This is a genomic window from Candidatus Enterococcus leclercqii (genome assembly GCF_009933135.1).
In the GTDB taxonomy this organism is placed as follows: domain Bacteria; phylum Bacillota; class Bacilli; order Lactobacillales; family Enterococcaceae; genus Enterococcus_C; species Enterococcus_C leclercqii.
Genome location: NZ_MAEH01000010.1, coordinates 178,393 through 198,088 on the forward strand (window position 1 = coordinate 178,393; position 19,696 = coordinate 198,088).

The window sequence follows — 19,696 nt, forward strand, 5'->3', positions numbered from 1 at the left end:
CAAACTGGTTCTTTTCTTTTTAGAAATGGTTCGGTGTTACTTCGTCATAGAAATTTTCTATAGCTTGTCTGTTGTAGGCATCATAATCAAAGTGCTGAAATTCGCCAGCAAAATTATAGATTCGCAACATACCTTCATAAATATTTTGTGAGCTAGTTCCATTCGTTAGCAATCCATAGTCCTCATTCTGACCAATAACCTGAATATTGGCAGGAATATTTGATGCAAGGATCTTCATACCAAGAGTTAATGTTTCCAACAAAACCATTGGCTGCCCCTCATAAAGAGATGGAAGAATGAAGACATCTGCTTTGGAAACAAAGTCAAATGGATTTTGTAGATGTCCTTTTAAGAACACTTTTTTTTGGAGTCCTAATAACTCAATCTCTTTTTGTAATTCCGAAAAGAGAGGCCCCTTTCCCAAAATATATAGCTTTGATTTTGGATGACTTGCGGCAAATAATCCAAATGCTTTAATAAGGGTCTGTTGGTTTTTTTCTGGAGAAAGTCTTCCCATTGTTACAAAATTGAATGTATCATTCGACATTTCGTTGATGGTATTGCTGTTCAGATGGGCGTTGCTAATAGACTCTGAACGCTTTATAAATTCAGAACGAGTGATCATTATAACGTTCCTAGAATCTACATACCCAAAGTTTTCTCCGTTTTTCTGCAAGAGATAGTAGGCTATTCCATCAACGAATTGAACTTCGCTTACGACAAAAACTTGTTTTTGAATAGTTGAGACGGAGGCCTCAAGGATTTTTGACCCCGTAGTTTTGGGTGGCTCACTGTAAAGATAGTCGTCATGTAGTGCATCCTTTATTAGGCAAAACATATATGTTGAAACTAATGTATCTGAAAATCCAATTTTTTTCTCGGCATGTATTTGGAGTTGCCTTTTTCTAAAGTAAAATTTTAAAGGTAAGTTAAGTGAAACGTCATGAATACGTGTTAGTGACCGAGTAGAAATCCAACCAATACCTTTTCCGTTATATTTGATTGAAGCGTATTCCTCTTCATCAGTTTTACATATCTCCGTTACTTCCAGATATTGACCGGCAAAATATTGAGCTCGTGTTTTGGCTTCTTGAGGTAATCCAGATTCACCAAGGCTTTTCCATATATTAGAACTCAAATATTCCGCTACAGTTGCAAATTGATGTACCTTTTGTCTTTCTAATATAACTGTCGGACGGTTAATTAAGAGTTCAGAGTAAATCCATCCTTTATATATGCCATTAATGGATATTTTACTATAATCTTTTCCATCAAAAGTACATTGGGCAAATTCAGATACTTTGTCCGTAATTGAAACTGTAAAAAGCGATGTTTTTTGAGAAAGAATACAGTCAGTATTAGCAAAAATGGAAATTTCTTCATCTTTATAGAATTTTAAGAACCTTCTACTAGCACGTAAATCTAAAATACTATTTTGATTGGATCTACCATCTTTACTGACTGAGGCTTCATGACTAGTATCATGTCCTAGTATTTTATTAATATTTATTGTATTGATGACATAGCCCATCTGTTGATTCGAAATATATTGACTAAGCTTTTCTTTGTTAACCATCATTGTCATCGGAGATACACTTAGCAAACGATCAAACCGATAGTAGATTGTGAATAATGCGGTTAAATTTTTGAGCATCGGCATTTTTCCGTTTACTTCACGATGTGCATCAGCATATAGATCGTTATGCATAAATGCACAATATTTTTTAGCTTGAGCACCTAAAATATACCGTCCCCAAAAAAAACTATAACCACTAAAATCAATAGCAGAATCGAAAGATAATCCGGCAGTGATACGATTTGATTCTCGTCTGTATCCAGTTTCAGGGTACAGATTTCTTTCTGAAAAAGAGACACCAGAGGACATGAATTTTCTGTTCAATCTTCGCTCTTTAGCAGTCAAAATATCTATTCCAAATCTAAAAAGGGGTCTGACATTTTTATTCATTCGGCTGTAGTTATCTTCTATTTCTTTTGAAGTTGGGGGATTACCTACAACGGTGACATCAAATTTTTTATAATCAATATTATCCAGTAAATTTAAAAAACTTGTAGTAATGCCGTTATCCTTCATGCCTCCAGGGTATAAAAGAAGTTTTGTTTTACGAGAATCAATTTTGTGGACAATCATTTTCTTAGGGGTTTTTCCAGAGAAAATATAGTCAATGTATCGTTCTGTTGTATGACCATCATCATAAGGGACCATTCTCTTTTTCAGTGCTTGATACTTTCTAGAATACGGTTCAATGCTTTCCGTCAAATTTTCTAACAGATATATCAACTCGCTCAAATTTTCGGCTGAAGGCCCGGGTAATTCCTCGCTTGACAGATACATGCCACGTTCATTTTCATAAAGGTCTTTATCCCAAACATAGAAAAGAATTGGCTTATTGGTCACTAGAAAATCAAAAAAGATGGAAGAGTAATCAGTAATTAGGATATCTGTAGCAGCAAGAACGATGTTTGCATCAACATAGTCAGATACAAGATAATTATTTATACGTTTGTCATTTTTTGCGAGTTCAAAAATAAAGGGATGGACTTTAACAAGGACTTGGTATTTGTTTTTGAATTTTTTTGCCAGAGTCAGTGTTTCGTTTGCAATCTGATCAATGTCGTCTGAAGCTTGGTTGACATTTTTTCCCTTCCAAGTTGGAGTGTAGAGAATTATCGGTAAAGAATCGTCAACAATCGTACCATATTTTGTAATACATGTTAAGGCATCTTTTTGTGAAATAGTAATTGTCTGATCAATTCTAGGATATCCGCCTTCCAAAATTTCCCCAGTATATATTCCATTAAGTTTATATCCATTGATGAAAATACTACTCGTATGGCTATTTGGAGATAATAGATAATCAGTCATCAAGAAGTTTCTCAAAACGTTCTGTGAAGCTGCAATGGAGAATGGGATATCAAATCCCATATACTTTAGTGGTGTACCATGCCAAGTGTTAATATAGATTTGACCTTTACGCTTAGAAAAGAAAGACTCAAAAGTAGAGTTCGAGATCAAATATTTTGCTTGAAGTAATGCTTCAACGTAATTAAGTGTCTCTCGAACAACAAATTTAACTTTGTCCCGGTACTGTTGTGGAATAATCTCTCTTAAAGCGTCATCATCACGCTCAATAATCCAGACATGTCGAAAATTTCCATATTTTGGATGAGAAACTAAATGTAGAAAAAGTGTATACGGAGAGTCAACGATGGTTTTTCCATCTCGAGTTTCATATACAATCAAATTTTCATCAATTGGCATAGATTCATAATTCTCAGCATAATGAAGTCTTATACGCTGATCAATAGAAGGATTTAGATGTGAAAATACCTTCTTGATTTTTTCCTTCAATAATATCGTCCTTTCGAAAAGCAATTATTATCTATTGTACTGTCCAGATAAATTAAATATGGATATACTAAATAGGCTATATGTTCAAACACAACCCATTTTACACTATTTTAAGCGTATTTGCAGTAATTCGAACGAAATCCAGCATGATGTAGAATAAAGATATATGATTGAATCTTTGTGAATAAATGATAGACTTAAGCTACTATAAAATAAAATTATTCAGGATGGAATTTGAATGTCAATTACGTCAAAAATCAAATCAAACCTAATGTCTCCCCATGAGCTACAATATTTGAATTACCGTAAAAAATCCGTTGAGACCAAGACAATACTGTTAGAAGGAACCCATGGACGTGGTATTGAGGGACATATTTTTTCATTAGCAGCAGAACTTTTGAAAAATTATCCTGATTATAAGTTTTTTATCGCGGTAAGAGATCTGGAAAAAGTACCAACAATGTTTGCTAAACATTGCATCAAGCACATGAGCCGACAGTATTTGTATTATCTTGCTACTGCGGAAATCTTGATTAACGATACTTCGTTTTGGGCCTTTTTTCATAAGCGCCCTGAACAAAAGTACTATCTATTTTGGCATGGAACGCCGCTTAAATGCCTAGGCAAAGCGACTGAGGTACAAGGGTATGGAAATGTTCAACGAAATTTAGCTTCAGCGGATATGGTTTTTGTGAATAATACCTTCACCAAAGATCGATTGGCTGAAGACTTTGGAATCTCCGAAATCGTTAATAATGAATTTGTCGTTGCTCCGTCGCCACGAAATTCAGCACTCTTTGATACTTCAAATGTAGTCAAAGGTCGCTATGTATATATGCCAACTTGGCGTGATGATAAGCAAGACATTTCGGAATTGAAAAATCATTTGAAAAAACTGGAGTTAGGCTTAAAAGAAGGTGAAGAGCTATTTGTAAAGCTCCATCCCTATGAGGCAGACAACTTAAATATCAATGAAATGAATTTAAAGCATATCAAGGAATTTCCAGAAAATCAGGAAGTTTATCACTTTCTGGCGACAGCTGAGAAGTTAGTCACTGATTATTCTTCAATTATGTTCGATTTTTCTGTGACTAAGCGTCCAGTTATTTTATTCACCTATGATCAGGAAGAATATGAGTCAACTCGAGGTATGTATTTTTCAACAAAAGAACTACCTTTTGAACAAGTAAAAACGGTAGGCGATCTTTTAGCAGTATTACGAGAAGAGTCATCGGAGAATTTTCAAGAGCTTAATCAGTGTTTTAATCCACTAGATACTGCTGATGGTACAAAAGAGGTTGTCGCATTTTTACTGAAGGACCAAACAACAATGACTCAAATTCAACGTTATCCGCAATGGAATGGAAAAGAGAATGTTCTAATCTATGCGTATAAATTTGATAATAATGGAATTACAAATTCACTTTTGAATCTACTTGAAAAAGTGGATCTCAAAAAACGTAACTATATTTTAACTTGGCCAGACGGACTGATTACTAAGGAACGCGAAGAAGTAATTCGTCAATTACCTAAAGGAGTTCATACGTTTATAGAGTCTGGTAAAACACAGGCAAGTCTGACTGAACTTTTACAGACATTTGCGTACATGGCAGAACTACCTGCTGTTAAAGAAACTGTTGCTAAGATGTATCGCCGTGATTTTGATCGTATCTATCCTAATTTGAAAATAGCAGATTTTATTCACTATCCCGGTTATGACCGTTCCTATGCGGTTTGGACTTGGGCCTTAAAATCGTTGGGAATCAAAACGATGATTTTTGTTCATACAGATATGGAAAAAGAATTTGCAATCAATCCGGCATTAAAGAAGAAAGTCATTTTTGAAGCTTATCGCAACGCAGATCATGTAGTGTGTGTATCAAAGAGTATCGGTGAGAAAATCAAACAATTGGTTCCTGAGGCCAAAGTTACTATAATGAATGTATTCTTAAACCCAGAGCGAATCCGGCAGCTAGCTAACAAACCATTACCAGAACAAATTCCTCAGCGATTATTACAAGATTTTTCTGATGATCGGATCAAAGTTTTTATCAACATTGGTCGTTTTTCAAAGCAAAAGGGATTAGATCGACTAATAACAGCCTTTGAGGGAGTGCTAGATCCAAATACCCGTTTGGTAATCATCGGTAGTTACGGACCGGAAGAAACTGCAATCCGGCAACTGGTGAAAGATAGCATACGTACTGAAGATATTTATCTATTCTCCCAACTGCCTGCTCCATATAACTTATTGAAGGCAGCCGATTGCTTTGTGTTCAGTAGCCGCTATGAAGGATTCGGTATGGTCGTTTTTGAAGCGTTGGCTGTCGGCACACCCGTCATAATGACGGCCGTACCAGAAACAGTCGAGGCTTTGGCAGGCCAGGATGCTGCGTTGATAGTTGAGAATAGTACTGAGGGAATCCTGGAAGGGATGGAGAAGTTTCTTCAGGGAAAGGAAAAAAGTGTGGAATTTGATTTTGAAAGGCAGAATAGAAGATCTATACAGTTATTTAAAGAACTGTTAGAATACTAATTTATCTTCTTTATGTTTAGTTTTATTACACAGGCAACAGCTACTTGAAATATGAAATAAATAGTTTATAGTGAACGTATGTGCTAAAAATTAGAAAAATGTAGGTGAAACGGTTGGAAAGTATGTTTGATGTTAGTGTCATCATTCCAGCGTATAATGCTGAGAAAACAATTGATGACTTATTTTTATCGATTCTAAATCAGTCTTTTTCAGGTAAAGTAGAATGTTTACTTATAGATGATAATTCACAAGATGCTACTATTAAAAAAGCTGAGTCGTACTTAAATAAATTTGATGAGAAGAATTGGTCCTTACGTATACTTAGCGATGGATTGAATAAACGTCAAGGTGCAAGAAGGAATGAGGGGATATGTCAAGCGAGAGGAGCATATATTTTATTCATTGATTCTGATGATTTTATACATTCAAAGACACTGGAACTGTCTGTTGAGGCGGCAAAAAGCGACTCACAAATTGATATGGTGTACTTTAACTTTGCGATGTATTCAGATAGTAGTGATAAAGAAAAACGCTATACTCCGAGAGTGTATAATCGCCTGTACTCCAACGGAGATATTTTGTATGGGGAAGAATGTGAGAAATTATTTGATTTGGATCCTTTTTTCACGATTAACAAATTATACAAAAAAAGTTTTCTTCTTCAGAATAAGATTTTGTATGGGGAAGGATATTTTTATGAGGACTTTGAGTTTTACGTTCACTCGGCTCAAAGTGCAAACAAAATTAAACTGCTGCCAAATGTTCTTTATTATGTGAGAATTCATGAAAATTCAACGACTCAATCTTACAGTGATTCTACAGTTCATCTAGATTCCTTTATTAATGCAATTACATCTACGTATAAAAATTTTCATCCTAGAAATGACTTGTCAAGCTATCATGTATTAAAATACTTTATACATCGATTATTATTGTATATAGAAAAACGAATGAATGCTAATGAAAAGGTAAAAAGGGAATACCGAAACAAAGCCTTTAAAATTCTGTATGACAATAATCAAAGTATCGTGTACCCCAAAAATTATTATAGCAATCTGTATTACATGATATTTGGAATGAAACTTTTCGAGAACAAAAAGTTTAATCTGATTAATAAAATCTATAAGGTCTATTTGTACAATCCAAAACTGTTGAGAAAGGTAAAAATAACTCGACGTGCTAATAATGAATTGATTGGGAATAGAATAGATAAATTTATTTACCGACCAAGAATTGCAATAAATTTGGAAAATATGAAATATAAATTTACTAGACCTGATCGAAAAAAAGCTAGTGAACCGGTTATTCCAGAAAATAATCATCACGGAAATCTAAGAAGCCAAATCCTTATGCTAGGCTTTGATTACCGATATGTAGGAAATTCAAAGTATCTTTTTGAGTTCCTATCTACAAAATATTCGGGCAATGAGTTAAAATTTGTGACAGACGATTTATCTGTACCCGAGGATTATCGACTGGAGCCAAGAAGCAATGAATTTTACGCTTTTATGGACGACTCTAAGGTGATAATTGCTGAATCTTGGATTCCTCTTGACTATGAATTCTATTCTAATCAGTATATAATCCAGCTTTGGCATGGTACACCGTTAAAAAAGGTTCTCTACGACTCTCCAGAACGTGAAATAATACGCTCTAATCCTAGCCATAAAACAAAAAAGATGTTTGATATCAATAGATGGAATGCTTTGATTTCTGATAGTGAGATTGCTACAGATAAATTTTTAAGTGCATATTCAATTGAGAAATCAAAAATAAAGGAATATGGTTATCCCAGAAACAGATGGTTAATTGATCATAAAAACGATGAAAATTTGAAGGATTCCTTAAAGAAAAAGTTGGGTATTCCTGAAGATAAATTGGTTATTTGTTATTTACCAACTTGGCGTGACTATAATTTTAGGAATGCGAGTCAAAATAATGGGTATCTTCTTGAAAAAGAACGACTGTTAGAAAACATGGATCCGTCCTTTGAATTTGTCTTCCTTGAGAAAGCGCATGATTTAACAAATGATGTAAAGAATAATGACGAAAATACAATTTATATTTCGAGTGAGGAGGATATACAGCCGTATCTATTAATAACTGATATAGTGATTAGTGACTATTCATCAGTAATTTTTGACTGTTTATATATTGATGTACCGTTCTTTCTCTTCTATAAAGATTATGACTATTATAAAGACGTTCGAGGGACATATGAGGATATGAATCAAGTATTAAATCCGTGTATTGTATATTCTGAAAAGGAATTAGCTGAAAAAATTATAACTTACAAAGATATATTGGCAAACATGGATTTGGATAAGTATAAGTGCAATGAAATTGAAAAATCGTGTGACAATATTCATAATTTAATTCAGGAATATTTTGAGTGTTAAAAATGAAATTTAACTGATATATTAATTGTCATCTTACTTTTAACCATGATTAGAGTGAAAATAAGAAAAATTAAGTGGTGTTTGGAAAAGGTTGGAGACTATCTTTGATGTGGGTAAAAAGATACAGAAATTACTGTGATGTTGAAAATTTATTCGAAAAAATTCGTATAAACTCTCTAATAATAGAGAGTTTTCGCTTATTCTAAGTAAATTGTAAGCGGTGAGTAATCAAATATATTCCTTCATAATGACTCTCCGGTTATTCTTGATTTGAGTAAAAAAGCAGATACTGTTTGCTTATCAAAATTCAACATTAGTTGAGTTGATAGTTTCGTAATGATTGAAAGAAATTATTTGAAAGTTTTTTGGTAATTGATTAGTTTGGGGGATTTTTTGTGGTCAAATTGTATATTGTGGTTCCGTGTTATAATGAAGAAGAAGTTTTACCAATTTCTAGTAAAGAGTTGCATTCATTTTTGATGGAAATGATTGGTAAAAAGAAAATTGATGAGAGTAGTAAGATTCTGTTTGTTGATGATGGTAGTAAAGATAGTACTTGGGAAATCATTCAAAATTTAGCGAAATCTGATAGTCATTTTAGTGGAATCAAGTTTAGTCGTAATTTTGGACATCAAAATGCATTGTGGGCAGGGATGACAGCTGCTGTTCAAGATGCTGATGCCATCGTAACTATCGATGCTGATTTACAAGATGACATTTCGGCAATTGAGGAGATGGTAGATGAGTATGTTAAGGGATCAGATATTGTATACGGCGTTAGAAATAATCGAGATACAGACACTCTCTTTAAAAGAAAGACCGCAGAACTATTCTATTCTTTTATGAACAAATTAGGTGTCAATACAATTCCAAATCATGCAGATTTTAGATTGATGAGTAAGAGAGCTACAAAAACATTACTGACTTTCAAAGAGGAAAATCTCTTTCTTCGTGGAATGGTTCCAATGGTTGGGTATCCGAGTGCAGAGGTTTATTATTCTCGAAATGCTCGTGTAGCAGGGGAGTCAAAATACCCTTTGAAAAAGATGATCAATTTTGCCTTGGAAGGAATAACTTCATTTTCAATTGTTCCAATTCGAGTGGTCAGAAATGTAGGAGTATTGACTTTGTTGATTGGGATTATTTATATGATTTATACATTTATTCAAAAACTGACAGGAAACGTAGAGGTCGGTTGGTCCTCAATTATTATGAGTATCTGGTTTTTAGGCGGTGTCCAATTAGTAGGACTATCGATAGTTGGAGAATATATAGGTAAAATTTATTTTGAAGTTAAAGGAAGACCACGATTTATTATTGAAGATCACATTTAAAACGTAAGCGTCGAATAGCCAAAATAATCAGGCTGTTGCAGCTGTCGTTGCTGTAAAAATGATAATCTGTGGTGTCAACTGGAACGGGAAAGGACACTACTCACTGTCGGAAAACGAGTAGAAAAAGGCACAATTATCTAAAACCTTTGATGATAAATTTTTACGAATAGCTCGACAGCTTTATCTCAGCATCCAACTCGAAGCTCGATACGGTGGTCAATTATGCATTGAAGCTGCGAATTGGTTTTGTGCATGTATTTGAAAATGGCCGATTGGAGCTGAGTAATAATCTAGCGGTACCCCAAATCATGGAGTTGGTCATCTAGCGGTTGCAAGAATTATATGCATTCTTGTAGTTTAGACGGTACTCGTACTTCTAGGGGAATTTTGAGCATCTATAAGACCGCTGACTCCATTGGCCTAGATCACGTCAGATACTTAAATTTATTATTCGAGCGAACCTCTGATTTTGCTCTGCACAGACTGACGAAGCCGTTAATGCATTATTACCATAGATATTAGAAGCTCAAGAACGATACAAGACAACTCGTAAGAATACCAAATAGACTGAGTCCATTGTGGCAGGAAGTAAATGAACTTACGCTAATAGGCAAGCGCCAGACTATAATTTTAGTAGTGGTGTTTGCCTATTTTATTTACAAATGCGTTGAACTTGCTCTGCCCACGGCAAATAGTCCCCTAGTACTGATGAAGAGTAAGCGCCGAATGACCAAGTACCTTATCTATTACTATAAACGTTAGTTTTTCAATTGGTAAAGACGATAAGTAAATATTGGGTTTGTCATTGTTTGCTGATGTTGTTCAGCTACTAAAGTGTAATTACTTCTGATGTTTTTTGGAACACCTTTCTCTTCTGAAACATCACTGCTTGTTCGAGTTATAACGAATGTCACACGTCTCTTAGCTATTATTTCATTTTGTTCGGCCATCATTTCGGGGAGTGCTTCATTGGAGATATTTTGCCTTTCGAAATACCTATTTGATGGAAGAACATCGGCATGATGATATAGCCCGGAATCTAAAAAACCATAATTTAGCAAAGAAGGGTTCTTAGTATCATTAATTATTCTAGAAAAAGCAAACTGAAATGGTTCTTTATACTTACCATTAAGAGTATAGGTAGGGTTATCCGGATAAAGCTTAGAGTTAAGAAGGTTATTGTTGGAACCAAGCATCATAATAAATGAAAAAGCAAGCATTAAGCCGAACGAAGTTTTTGAGTTGTGTTTTTGCTCCATGAAATAGATAAGTGAGATTACAGGAAGAATAGAGAATGGAAAAAGTATCAAAAAATAGTAATTATAAGTTCTTCCTCCATATAGAGTAGTTAAGATTAGTCCAAAATAAATTGCGCAATATAAAAATTTGCTGAAGTCGGTCTGTAATATTCTTTTAGAAACTATGAGATAAATCAACATAAATACAAATATGAATAGCAGTAAAGGGTTATTGGTATATTTATTTATATAAAGTGTGGTTGCGTTGATTATTTTCCAAATGAAAGTGGCGCTCGGGTTATTAGGATACAAACTAATGTTGCTGGTGAAATAACAGAACTTCAGGTCATCTAAAGCGTTATGGAGTCCAAAATAAATTAGAACGGGTGCTGTGATTGTCATAAATCCCAATAATGAGAAAAGAGTCATGGATAAGAGAGTATAAATTTGACGACGATACAGGTAAAGACCAAAGAGTATAATAAATGCCGCCAGATAACTACCAACCATGGTATATTTAATCCAGAAAAGCACGGAAAAGAAAAGTCCTGATAAAAAGGCTTGCTTGTTAGTTATCTTGAAGCTGTTATCAGACAGCTCCAAAACTAAATCAATGCTGTACAATATGAAGACATAGGAGAGCTCTTCGACGCTGCCGCCACCTGTAAAGTAAGGCGACATGGTCAGAATCCATGACATGAGTACGCATACGAGAAATGACTCGCGTAATGGAAGATATCTTCGAGCTATTTTATTGACCATGAACAGTGTCGCAAAAAAGAATAGAACTTCAATCAAAAAGATACCAAAATAAGTTCTTGAAATAGCATTTGCAATGGCAAAAATGAAATAGAGGACGGGACCTTTTTGTTCAAATAAATCTCGATAAGGAATCAAGCCATTAAGCCATCCTTTTCCCATCGTCATAAAAGCATTGAGATCGACCCAATCGTTGAACAGATAGAGCGGTGAGTTTTTGCTAGCAATTAAAATTGTGACAAATGCTAAGACAAGTAATAGCAATGAGTAACTAAGAAAATGGATTCTACGTTTACTGTGTTTTTCTGTTCTCAATCGTATTGATACCACCTTAATAGTAATTTGAAAATACACGTTCTAAATAAATATAAACGATAGTAAATTTTTTTCAAGCTTTCTCGCATAGATTAGCATAAGAATTTAATAGTCAAAATGACAGAGTACTTCAAAGTAGAAGTAGAGATTACTCTTTTTTGATATTCGAGTGATTCAAAGCTATCTGGGAGGACAGGATTCAAACAATTTATGAACAGCAAACTTATCTTTATGATAACAAGAAAATTTCCGTAATCAATCGTATTAGCAGTCTTCACCAGTTATGGCAGCAATCAATTATAGGCGGCAAAGTGAAAGACAATGTCGATTTTGGAGCAACGCTGGATGTTAGACTTGAAGCGGGTCTGGCTCAACTTGATAAGTTAGCTTCGGCGTTCATAACGAGTTTAGCTAGCATAGTCGGCGATTTTACGACAAGCATTGGCATTATCCCAAGCGTATCCTAGCTGACAAAATCTACCGTAAGCGTGAGAAATTCAACTTATTGTAAAATTCGCGTCATCCGGCTATCTGGATTGATCTTGAGCCGACCGATTTCACCTATTGACTGTGAATCAACTGAACATTTTTCTGTTTTTCAAGCGATCCTAGGTAGCTGTTCTTATTTTGAGTAATTGTTCAGTAGGCAGTGTGTAGACTTTAGCCCGAAACGAAGATTTGAATGATGCTTTTCGTTCGCACTTTAAGAATGAACACTATTTGCCTAGAATAGTTCCCAATGAGAGTACATTAGAGTCAATGTCTATTTAATTGAACAGTCACGCCGTCAAATGGAATCGTTTATGCAGAATTTTTGATACTGGCTCGCATCTAGATAAATAAAAAAAACATTGAGATTTCTATATCTTTCGTAGATAATGAAAATGCTATTGTCATTTATATCTAGCACCTCTTTTCTTTGGGGGACTTTATCGGCAGTTTTCCCTGCATTAAAAAGTTCTTTGCAGTTTTCACCAAGTTTTCAAGCAATTCCTGCAATTCCTTTGATTGCTGCATATTCTGTATTTATAAAAGAGTAGGAAAATAACGATCAAATGAAAAGCCTAAAAAATTCTTTCTGTCGGGCTAGTATGGTACTTTCAACAGCATAAGGTTGAATTATTGAGAAAATGGAAACGTAGACTGGAAAGTAAGTTTTTCCTCTCCTAATAAGTGACGAGTATAAGTTGCTTGATCCATATGGGAAGCATGGAGAATGCATTATCAATTCAAATCATTCGCTTACTAAGATTCCATCTAAAAATGGTTTACTGTATCATGGGATTCAGAAAAAATGAAAAGGTTCAAGTGCCCATTATTAAGTACAGAGATACGATCGTTAGGCAAAATGGTGAAGAGATTGAACCCGAACTTACCGAAATAGGATCAATTATGGTTGATTCAGTAAATGGAAAAAATACGATACATGTTTCTTACAATGCACCTAAGTATGTTTATTTCTCCGTCATAATTTCGATAGTATCGTTTGCAATTACAGTAATTTTGGTGTTGTTTCGGTCATATGGGCAACTCCTAAAAAAGATGAAGCTTCATAGATGCTGAAGGATTTATATCTCAAAAAAAGTTATTTTGACTTCATTCGGTTTATTCCAAGTAATAGATATGACGAGAAGAAAGGATAAAAAATGAAACTCTACAATCGATTCCGTACCGAACTGGAAAACCGCCATTTATGGGAGGTCTTTATCTACCTGTTCTTTGGTGGGCTGACGACAGTGGTAAACTTTGTCGTGTTCTTTCTTGCGAAGGACTTGGCTCATCTCAGTCTGGTGCCTTCCAACACTCTGGCTTGGATAGGGGCGGTACTATTCGCCTTTGTCACCAATAAATTATGGGTTTTTCACTCAAAGACGGAGACGCCCTCAGAGCTGGCTGTTGAGTTCGGGAAGTTTATTTTCTATCGTCTATTGTCTTATGCTATCGATATGGGCGCGATGCTGCTCCTAGTGAATGTGCTGCATATGGGCGACTTCTGGTCGAAGATGGTGACGCAAGTGCTAGTGGTGGTTGCCAATTATGTTTTCAGCAAGTTGTTTATCTTTAAAAACAAGTCTGAGGTGGTCATTTTGGAGGAAAACAACGAGCAATCCCACAAATGATTGACTGTGGGACGAATCTCACGTAACAAATAAAACTATCAGAAAATCACAAAGAACGCGGCTTCGCTTTTATTGGCGAGTTCGCGTTCTTTTTGCCTTGTGGAGTGATTTGTCTAGAGGACGTAGTGTATCAAATGTCGATTGATTCATTTTCTCCTAGCGAGGGCCCGTTCTTCAGCGTCGATGAAGTCTTGGACAGCTTGTTTGGTGGCTAGTTTTTTATAACAAGTCATGAGCTCTTCTCGTTGGCCGGGGATGTGGCGAAACTCCAGTTTTTCCAAGACACGATTGACCAGTGGGAGACTGGGGTAGCCTAGGAAGGTCTGGAGTTTGTCGGAGTTGCGGGGCAGACGGGTCTTATGCATTCGCAAAAGGAGACCGTGACAGAGGCAGGCCTGTTTTAGGTTGCTGCGCAGTGTCTCGGGAGTGACTGGCGAGATGAGGGAGAGGCCGAGAAGGGTGCGTAGGACTTGAGTGCCGTCGTTTTCTTTAGTATTTTCTACCAGAATCTCGGGGCTGAGCCAGATACGGTTGCCGGCCCATAGTCTGGATGCTTTCAGGGACATCAAGACATAACGCCAGGTGGGCATTGGCGCATTGTAGGTCTTGTTTTGTTTGTTTAGCACCTGACTAAGAGCTTGCTTGAAGAGCTGATTGTAAGGGACGTGTTCATGAAACAGAAAAGCCTGACTCAATATGTATTCTTGAGAACGATCCACCAGATAAAGATCATCTTCGGTGATGACCAGCTGGTGTAGGCACTTGGAGGTGTCTGCGAGAGGCAACAGAGCCAAGATCTTCTCGCTGTAGGGAAAGTCATGCATGATAGCGAGTTTGGCAGTCAGTTGCGATAGGCTCTGGCTATCAAAAAGCTGCTGATCAAGGGTTGGAAGCAAGTTACGTAGGCGAGTGACAGGCTTGTAAAGCGGAGTGCCAGGTGCTGGGAGAGACGGAGGTGCAAATGCTGAGTAGGTCATGAAAAATTCTCCTTTAGGTTTGGTGTGTAGCTACCGAAAAACTGAGCCAATAATTGTGGAGGAGCTGAACGTGCCACAGCCAGCCAAGAGGACTGTGATCCGGGAATTTGCAGGTAAATCATTTTTTGTTATGGTCATGTCCTATGTAGAGTATCGCTGGATTTGTGGCCGTCCAGAGACTATTTTTGGGCAGCTGCTTGACCGAGTGTAGCATGAAATGAAAGCGGTGTATATCTCGTGTCAGATCTGGCTCCAAAGGGAAATGAGAATATGTCAAGACAGTTCTTGCTGAATTTTCATCTGGCAACGAGGAAGGGAGCGGCAACTGCAAAAGAGTATAACGAAGAACTGCGAACTCCATGTAGGACTACAACGTTTCAGAGAATTTGTTGCCACAAGACGGAGCGATTTTTGGCGGTAAGAACCCATAAATGAAAGGTCGACAGAGGAAAGACAAACCGTAAAAAGAACTTGATGGATTTTCAACGGAAGACTCATAGTTGAATAATATATCAAAAAATATTCGTATAAAATTAAAATCATTTAACTTTTTATATTTATATGAGAAATGAATAAAATTTCGCCGGGCCGGCCAACTATTTGTTGGCTTTTTTGCATTTCTGATTCAAACGAAAAATAACATTTTGTTAGAGGCGTGGAACTGGCTTGAGGGACAAATTAAGATTGGAATATTTCTGACCGGAAATAGCTTTTTTTTCTCGATAAACAAACTCGCTGGAAGCCTCAAATGATGACGATACAGGGTATTAAATGATGAAAAAAGCAGGAAAAGCGGAAAAATTTCCACCAACAATTTGTCTTTTTCTTAAATAAAATACGCAAAAAGAAGTAGCTCTGTCTGTCTTTTTTTCGAGCATTAAAGACTAATAAGGGGACAAGGTACTCCGTAGATAAGGCAGCCTTTTTCGTTGCTTAGAGCAGCAATAAAAAAGATCTCGATGTTATTTGAGTAATAAAAGAAAGTACTGTCGAGATTTTGGGGCTGGATTTTAATTTGCATGGTGTGAATTTCTGCCACTGGAGAAGTTTTCTTTCATTTGGGAGAGAATGAGGATTTTGTATGCTTGAATCACCGGCCGGAAAAATGTGCAAAAGAGGTTTTTTTATGAGTCCAGAGGAGATCGAAGTGTTATTTGAAGAGGCAGAATATGAGTTGCTGATTGAAAAGGTCTTGATGCGTTGTGGGGTGTTTGCCAGCCACAACGATTATGAGGACTATCGGCAGGAGTTGTGTTTGGCACTGCTTGAGAAAATGGGACAGGCGACTAGTCGACAGGTATTTTTAGCAGATCATCACGGCAGTCGGCTTTTCGGTTGGTTGGTCTGGCGAATGAAGGATTTTTTCCGCAAAGGTCAGTGTCAGCAGGAGTCTTGCCAAGGTGCCGATGAAGCACTATTACAGGTGGCTTCTCGGGAGCGGAGTCCCGAAGCACAGGTGGAAGAAGCACAGCGAACACAAGACTTTTGGGTGTGTTTGTCAGAAGGGGAGCGGGACAAGCTGGCACAACTGCTGGCAGATCAAAAGGAAGGCAAGCTGGATCGCCGGCTCCGTTATAAACTTCGTAAAGCGTTAGAAAAGAAGTTGAAGTTATTTTAAAACAGTTGGGGACATTACGGATGTTATTCTCGTTATAGATATGCAAGGCTTGCAACGACACTTGAATAACATCTGCTAAAAGCGGAGCGACTGTGCACAAGTCGTTTAGCATTTGCAGAAATACAAAGGAGGACAAAAAAATGAAAACACATTTAGAGACTGGACTGGGGATTATGCTGCAAGAACCAGGGAAGAAGAACCGTACTAAGCAAACATTGAACAACTGTATCCAGAACCCGGAAGAAGCAAAAGTGGTCTCATTGATTGATCTGTGGGCGCCATTGATGCCGCAGGATACGGACGTGATTTCTGTACAAGAAACTGTCAAATCTGAATATGTAAAATAACCGATGGCTGAAGTAGTTACACGGATACTTTTTGAATGGAGGAAATAATTATGAAAAAATTGCGTATGACTTTTCTGAATGGAGAGGGCAAAAAGCACAGCTTGGATCCGATCGTTGCCGCTACGAATCTAGAGCCACCGACAGTCCGAACGGTGATGGAAGACTTGCGAGATCTGGAACTTTTTGAAAAAGACGGCATCCGGCTATACGCTGAAGTGCAAGGAGCTAAATATATTGAGACTATCGAGACCCCGTTGTTTGAGGACTAAAGTCTGATATGATGCGCCCTCTTTTGGAAAAAAAGCCGCAGGATCTTGAAATGGAACTTCAAAAATAATAGCAAAAAAGCAGCAGGTCGTCTCTTACCGAGTCACCAGCTGCTTTTTTTGTCAAAATTATCCGATAGCCTCTTTCATATAGAATATCAAAACGAAAAATTCACGAGTAGTTAGGCACTAAACTAGAACTTAGAGAAACATAAAGTGGTTTTATAACTTACGAAATTCGCTTCTTTTGATGAGAGACTGTCAAAAGAAAGCAAAATATTTCAATTTTTTTTAGACAAGTGGTAACGTTGTTCTTGTAAGAGTTTTCAAACGTTTGTGATTTCAAACTAAAGTAAAAGGAGGAACTTATTATGGGTTTGATTTGGTCATTAATCGTAGGAGGCGTGATTGGAGCAATTGCTGGAGCCCTCACAAATAAGGGTGGTTCTATGGGAATCATCGCCAATGTGGTAGCGGGTCTCGTAGGTTCAGCGATTGGCCAGTCGCTGTTAGGTCATTGGGGTCCAACATTGGCAGGAATGGCAATTATTCCATCAATTGTTGGCGCAGTTATCTTGGTAGCGGTGGTGTCCTTCTTTTTCGGGCGCCGGGCTTAGTTGACCTGATATCATGAAAAAGAGGTGACGACATGCGAAAAAGCACGAAAGCCTTGTTCATCATCGCCTTGGTGCTGCTGGCAATTCCGCTGTTTTATACCTTAGTAGCCAATCAGTTCGTCGCAGCCAGGTTACCTGCGCTGCTGCCGCTGACTGATTATCCACTAGTAGGGAGTTACATGCCGCAGCTGCTATTTTGGGTTAGTGTCGGCTTTTTAATATTGGCAGTAGTGGGAATCATCGTGATTTTGTTGTTCCCTAGTCAGTCTTCTGCTTTTCATATCGAAAAGGATTCTGGCAATATGACAATCCAAAAGCGCGCGCTAGAAAGCTATGTATTGGAGACAGTAAAAGAAGAGCCCTTTATACGGGACCCTTCTGTCAGCATCAAAGTAAAGAAGGAAACGATTGATGTGTTGATAACAGGCAAGATGCGCAAGGTATTTTTACTGACTGACAAGCAAGACCAGTTGGCTAGTGCCATCAAGCATAATCTGGCAATGCTAGTGGGACCGAACATGAAAATAGAAACCAATGTCAGATTCAAGGATTATCAAAAAAGAGAACCTGCAGGAACGTCTCGAGTAGAGTAAGGAGGAGGACCGATGAAAGAGATATGGGAAGCGTATAAAATTCCAATCATTTTCGCCGGAGCCGGTCTATTGTTGGCCATTCTCCTTATTACGATTGGATTTTTAAAGACGTTGCTATTATTAGTATTTACGTGTTTAGGAGCCTACTTAGGCTTTTACTTGCTGGGAATCGGTTTTTTCGACCGTTTTACCATGCGAAGGTAAAGTAAGAATCAAAATCAGGAGGGAATTTCAATGGAAAAAGACATGTCAATGCAACCGGGAAAACTTGAAAAGAACGTGAACGATCCTGTCGGCAAACCACCTAAGCCACCAGTTCCCAACCAAGGAATCAAGGGAGATTTGACCTTTGACGACAAGGTCATTCAAAAAATTGTAGGAATCGCGTTGGAAGAAATCGATGGTCTGTTGACTGTCGATGGCGGCTTCTTCTCAAATTTGGCGGGTAAAATTGTCAACACTGATGATGTAACTTCCGGTATTGATGTGGAAGTAGGTAAAAAACAAGTAGCAGTTGATTTGGATATTGTGGCTGAATACGGCAAGGATATTACAAACATCTACGACCGCATCAAAGAAGTAGTTAGTCGTGAAGTTCGCAACATGACCGGCTTAGATGTCATCGAGGTTAATGTCAACGTAGTGGATGTTAAAACGAAAAAAGAACAAGAGGACGACTCAGTAACCTTACAAGATCGAGTTTCCAGTGCTGCTGAAAGTACCGGTGAATTTGCATCTAAGCAGACTGAAAAAGCAAAAAATGCCCTTTCAAAAGGTGGCGAAAAGATCAGCGAGAAGACAGATGATCTGAAAGACACAATCAAAGATGGACAAGAACCAAGAGTCTATTAAGTGTTGGCTTGATGTAAAAATAAGAGAGAACTGTCTAACCTGCGGCGGCTGATGAAACTTAGTAAAAAGGGCGCTGTGACGACAGTCTAGTCAATGTTCTCCGAAGCGACCACTACCAAACGTAAATTACAAGTAAAAGCCAAGTTACTTCCATTAAAAAACAGTGGAAGTCGCTTGGCTTTTTATTGCTAAAAATTCAAATGCTGAATATCCTTGATTTCATCAAGTTAAGTCAACTTAATTCGCTTTCTCTCTTTACATGTAAGGTCATGCATTTTCTGAGAACCAAGATATAAGGATTGTAGCAACTATTTTTAGCGTATATTTTCTTTCTTAATATGATAAAACATTTGCA

General features: G+C 37.1%; 14 protein-coding genes. 11 read left to right on the plus strand and 3 right to left on the minus strand.

Features of this window, described 5'->3' with window-relative positions; all coding sequences use genetic code 11:
* Positions 1-19 precede the first annotated feature (19 nt).
* Positions 20-3,370, minus strand: coding sequence for a CDP-glycerol glycerophosphotransferase family protein (locus BAU14_RS04770; RefSeq protein ID WP_161898936.1), 3,351 nt, complete (start codon positions 3,368-3,370; stop codon positions 20-22).
* A gap of 238 nt (positions 3,371-3,608) precedes the next feature.
* On the opposite strand from BAU14_RS04770, the gene BAU14_RS04775 reads away from it, so the two are divergent.
* The 3 genes from BAU14_RS04775 (at position 3,609) to BAU14_RS04785 (ending at position 9,639) form a co-directional block, all read left to right on the plus strand.
* Positions 3,609-5,906 carry a glycosyltransferase gene (locus tag BAU14_RS04775; RefSeq protein WP_237580409.1) on the plus strand — a complete coding sequence of 766 codons (2,298 nt, stop codon included), beginning with the start codon at positions 3,609-3,611 and terminating at the stop codon, positions 5,904-5,906.
* Between the two features lie 122 nt (positions 5,907-6,028).
* Positions 6,029-8,305: a bifunctional glycosyltransferase/CDP-glycerol:glycerophosphate glycerophosphotransferase gene (locus BAU14_RS04780; protein ID WP_237580413.1), complete on the plus strand. Its 2,277-nt coding sequence runs from the start codon at positions 6,029-6,031 to the stop codon at positions 8,303-8,305.
* Positions 8,306-8,700: 395 nt separating this feature from the next.
* Positions 8,701-9,639: a glycosyltransferase family 2 protein gene (locus tag BAU14_RS04785; RefSeq protein WP_161898938.1), complete on the plus strand. Its 939-nt coding sequence runs from the start codon at positions 8,701-8,703 to the stop codon at positions 9,637-9,639.
* Positions 9,640-10,397: 758 nt separating this feature from the next.
* On the opposite strand, the gene BAU14_RS04790 is transcribed toward BAU14_RS04785, so the two are convergent.
* Positions 10,398-11,951 (minus strand): hypothetical protein, encoded by a 1,554-nt coding sequence (locus tag BAU14_RS04790; RefSeq protein WP_161898939.1) that lies wholly within the window; start codon positions 11,949-11,951, stop codon positions 10,398-10,400.
* A gap of 1,646 nt (positions 11,952-13,597) precedes the next feature.
* Between BAU14_RS04790 and BAU14_RS04795 the strand changes: the two genes are divergently transcribed.
* Complete coding sequence (locus tag BAU14_RS04795) at positions 13,598-14,071, plus strand: GtrA family protein (protein WP_161898940.1); 474 nt, start codon at positions 13,598-13,600, stop codon at positions 14,069-14,071.
* Between the two features lie 146 nt (positions 14,072-14,217).
* On the opposite strand, the gene BAU14_RS04800 is transcribed toward BAU14_RS04795, so the two are convergent.
* Complete coding sequence (locus BAU14_RS04800) at positions 14,218-15,048, minus strand: hypothetical protein (RefSeq protein ID WP_161898941.1); 831 nt, start codon at positions 15,046-15,048, stop codon at positions 14,218-14,220.
* Between the two features lie 1,126 nt (positions 15,049-16,174).
* On the opposite strand from BAU14_RS04800, the gene BAU14_RS04805 reads away from it, so the two are divergent.
* From BAU14_RS04805 to BAU14_RS04835, 7 genes are all read left to right on the plus strand, one after another.
* Positions 16,175-16,666, plus strand: coding sequence for a hypothetical protein (locus BAU14_RS04805; protein WP_161898942.1), 492 nt, complete (start codon positions 16,175-16,177; stop codon positions 16,664-16,666).
* Between the two features lie 140 nt (positions 16,667-16,806).
* Positions 16,807-17,013: a hypothetical protein gene (locus tag BAU14_RS04810; protein WP_161898943.1), complete on the plus strand. Its 207-nt coding sequence runs from the start codon at positions 16,807-16,809 to the stop codon at positions 17,011-17,013.
* Between the two features lie 50 nt (positions 17,014-17,063).
* Positions 17,064-17,282 (plus strand): DUF2922 domain-containing protein, encoded by a 219-nt coding sequence (locus BAU14_RS04815; protein ID WP_161898944.1) that lies wholly within the window; start codon positions 17,064-17,066, stop codon positions 17,280-17,282.
* Positions 17,283-17,650: 368 nt separating this feature from the next.
* A complete protein-coding gene (locus tag BAU14_RS04820) occupies positions 17,651-17,896 on the plus strand; it encodes a GlsB/YeaQ/YmgE family stress response membrane protein (RefSeq protein ID WP_161898945.1) in 246 nt (81 codons plus the stop codon).
* 32 nt (positions 17,897-17,928) lie between these two features.
* Complete coding sequence (gene amaP / locus BAU14_RS04825) at positions 17,929-18,489, plus strand: alkaline shock response membrane anchor protein AmaP (protein ID WP_002302431.1); 561 nt, start codon at positions 17,929-17,931, stop codon at positions 18,487-18,489.
* A 12-nt stretch (positions 18,490-18,501) separates the two neighbouring features.
* Complete coding sequence (locus BAU14_RS04830) at positions 18,502-18,693, plus strand: DUF2273 domain-containing protein (protein WP_010730999.1); 192 nt, start codon at positions 18,502-18,504, stop codon at positions 18,691-18,693.
* A gap of 30 nt (positions 18,694-18,723) precedes the next feature.
* Complete coding sequence (locus BAU14_RS04835; protein ID WP_161898946.1) at positions 18,724-19,341, plus strand: Asp23/Gls24 family envelope stress response protein; 618 nt, start codon at positions 18,724-18,726, stop codon at positions 19,339-19,341.
* The last annotated feature ends 355 nt before the right edge of the window (positions 19,342-19,696 follow it).

Excerpts from the sequence above, each read along its gene's own strand:
- BAU14_RS04775 (WP_237580409.1), top strand. The coding sequence starts at position 3,609 with ATGTCAATTACGTCAAAAATCAAATCAAACCTAATGTCTCCCCATGAG.
- BAU14_RS04780 (WP_237580413.1), top strand. The coding sequence starts at position 6,029 with ATGTTTGATGTTAGTGTCATCATTCCAGCGTATAATGCTGAGAAAACA.
- BAU14_RS04795 (WP_161898940.1), top strand. The coding sequence starts at position 13,598 with ATGAAACTCTACAATCGATTCCGTACCGAACTGGAAAACCGCCATTTA.
- BAU14_RS04800 (WP_161898941.1), bottom strand. The coding sequence starts at position 15,048 with ATGACCTACTCAGCATTTGCACCTCCGTCTCTCCCAGCACCTGGCACT.
- BAU14_RS04805 (WP_161898942.1), top strand. The coding sequence starts at position 16,175 with ATGAGTCCAGAGGAGATCGAAGTGTTATTTGAAGAGGCAGAATATGAG.
- BAU14_RS04810 (WP_161898943.1), top strand. The coding sequence starts at position 16,807 with ATGAAAACACATTTAGAGACTGGACTGGGGATTATGCTGCAAGAACCA.
- BAU14_RS04815 (WP_161898944.1), top strand. The coding sequence starts at position 17,064 with ATGAAAAAATTGCGTATGACTTTTCTGAATGGAGAGGGCAAAAAGCAC.
- BAU14_RS04820 (WP_161898945.1), top strand. The coding sequence starts at position 17,651 with ATGGGTTTGATTTGGTCATTAATCGTAGGAGGCGTGATTGGAGCAATT.
- amaP (WP_002302431.1), top strand. The coding sequence starts at position 17,929 with ATGCGAAAAAGCACGAAAGCCTTGTTCATCATCGCCTTGGTGCTGCTG.
- BAU14_RS04830 (WP_010730999.1), top strand. The coding sequence starts at position 18,502 with ATGAAAGAGATATGGGAAGCGTATAAAATTCCAATCATTTTCGCCGGA.
- BAU14_RS04835 (WP_161898946.1), top strand. The coding sequence starts at position 18,724 with ATGGAAAAAGACATGTCAATGCAACCGGGAAAACTTGAAAAGAACGTG.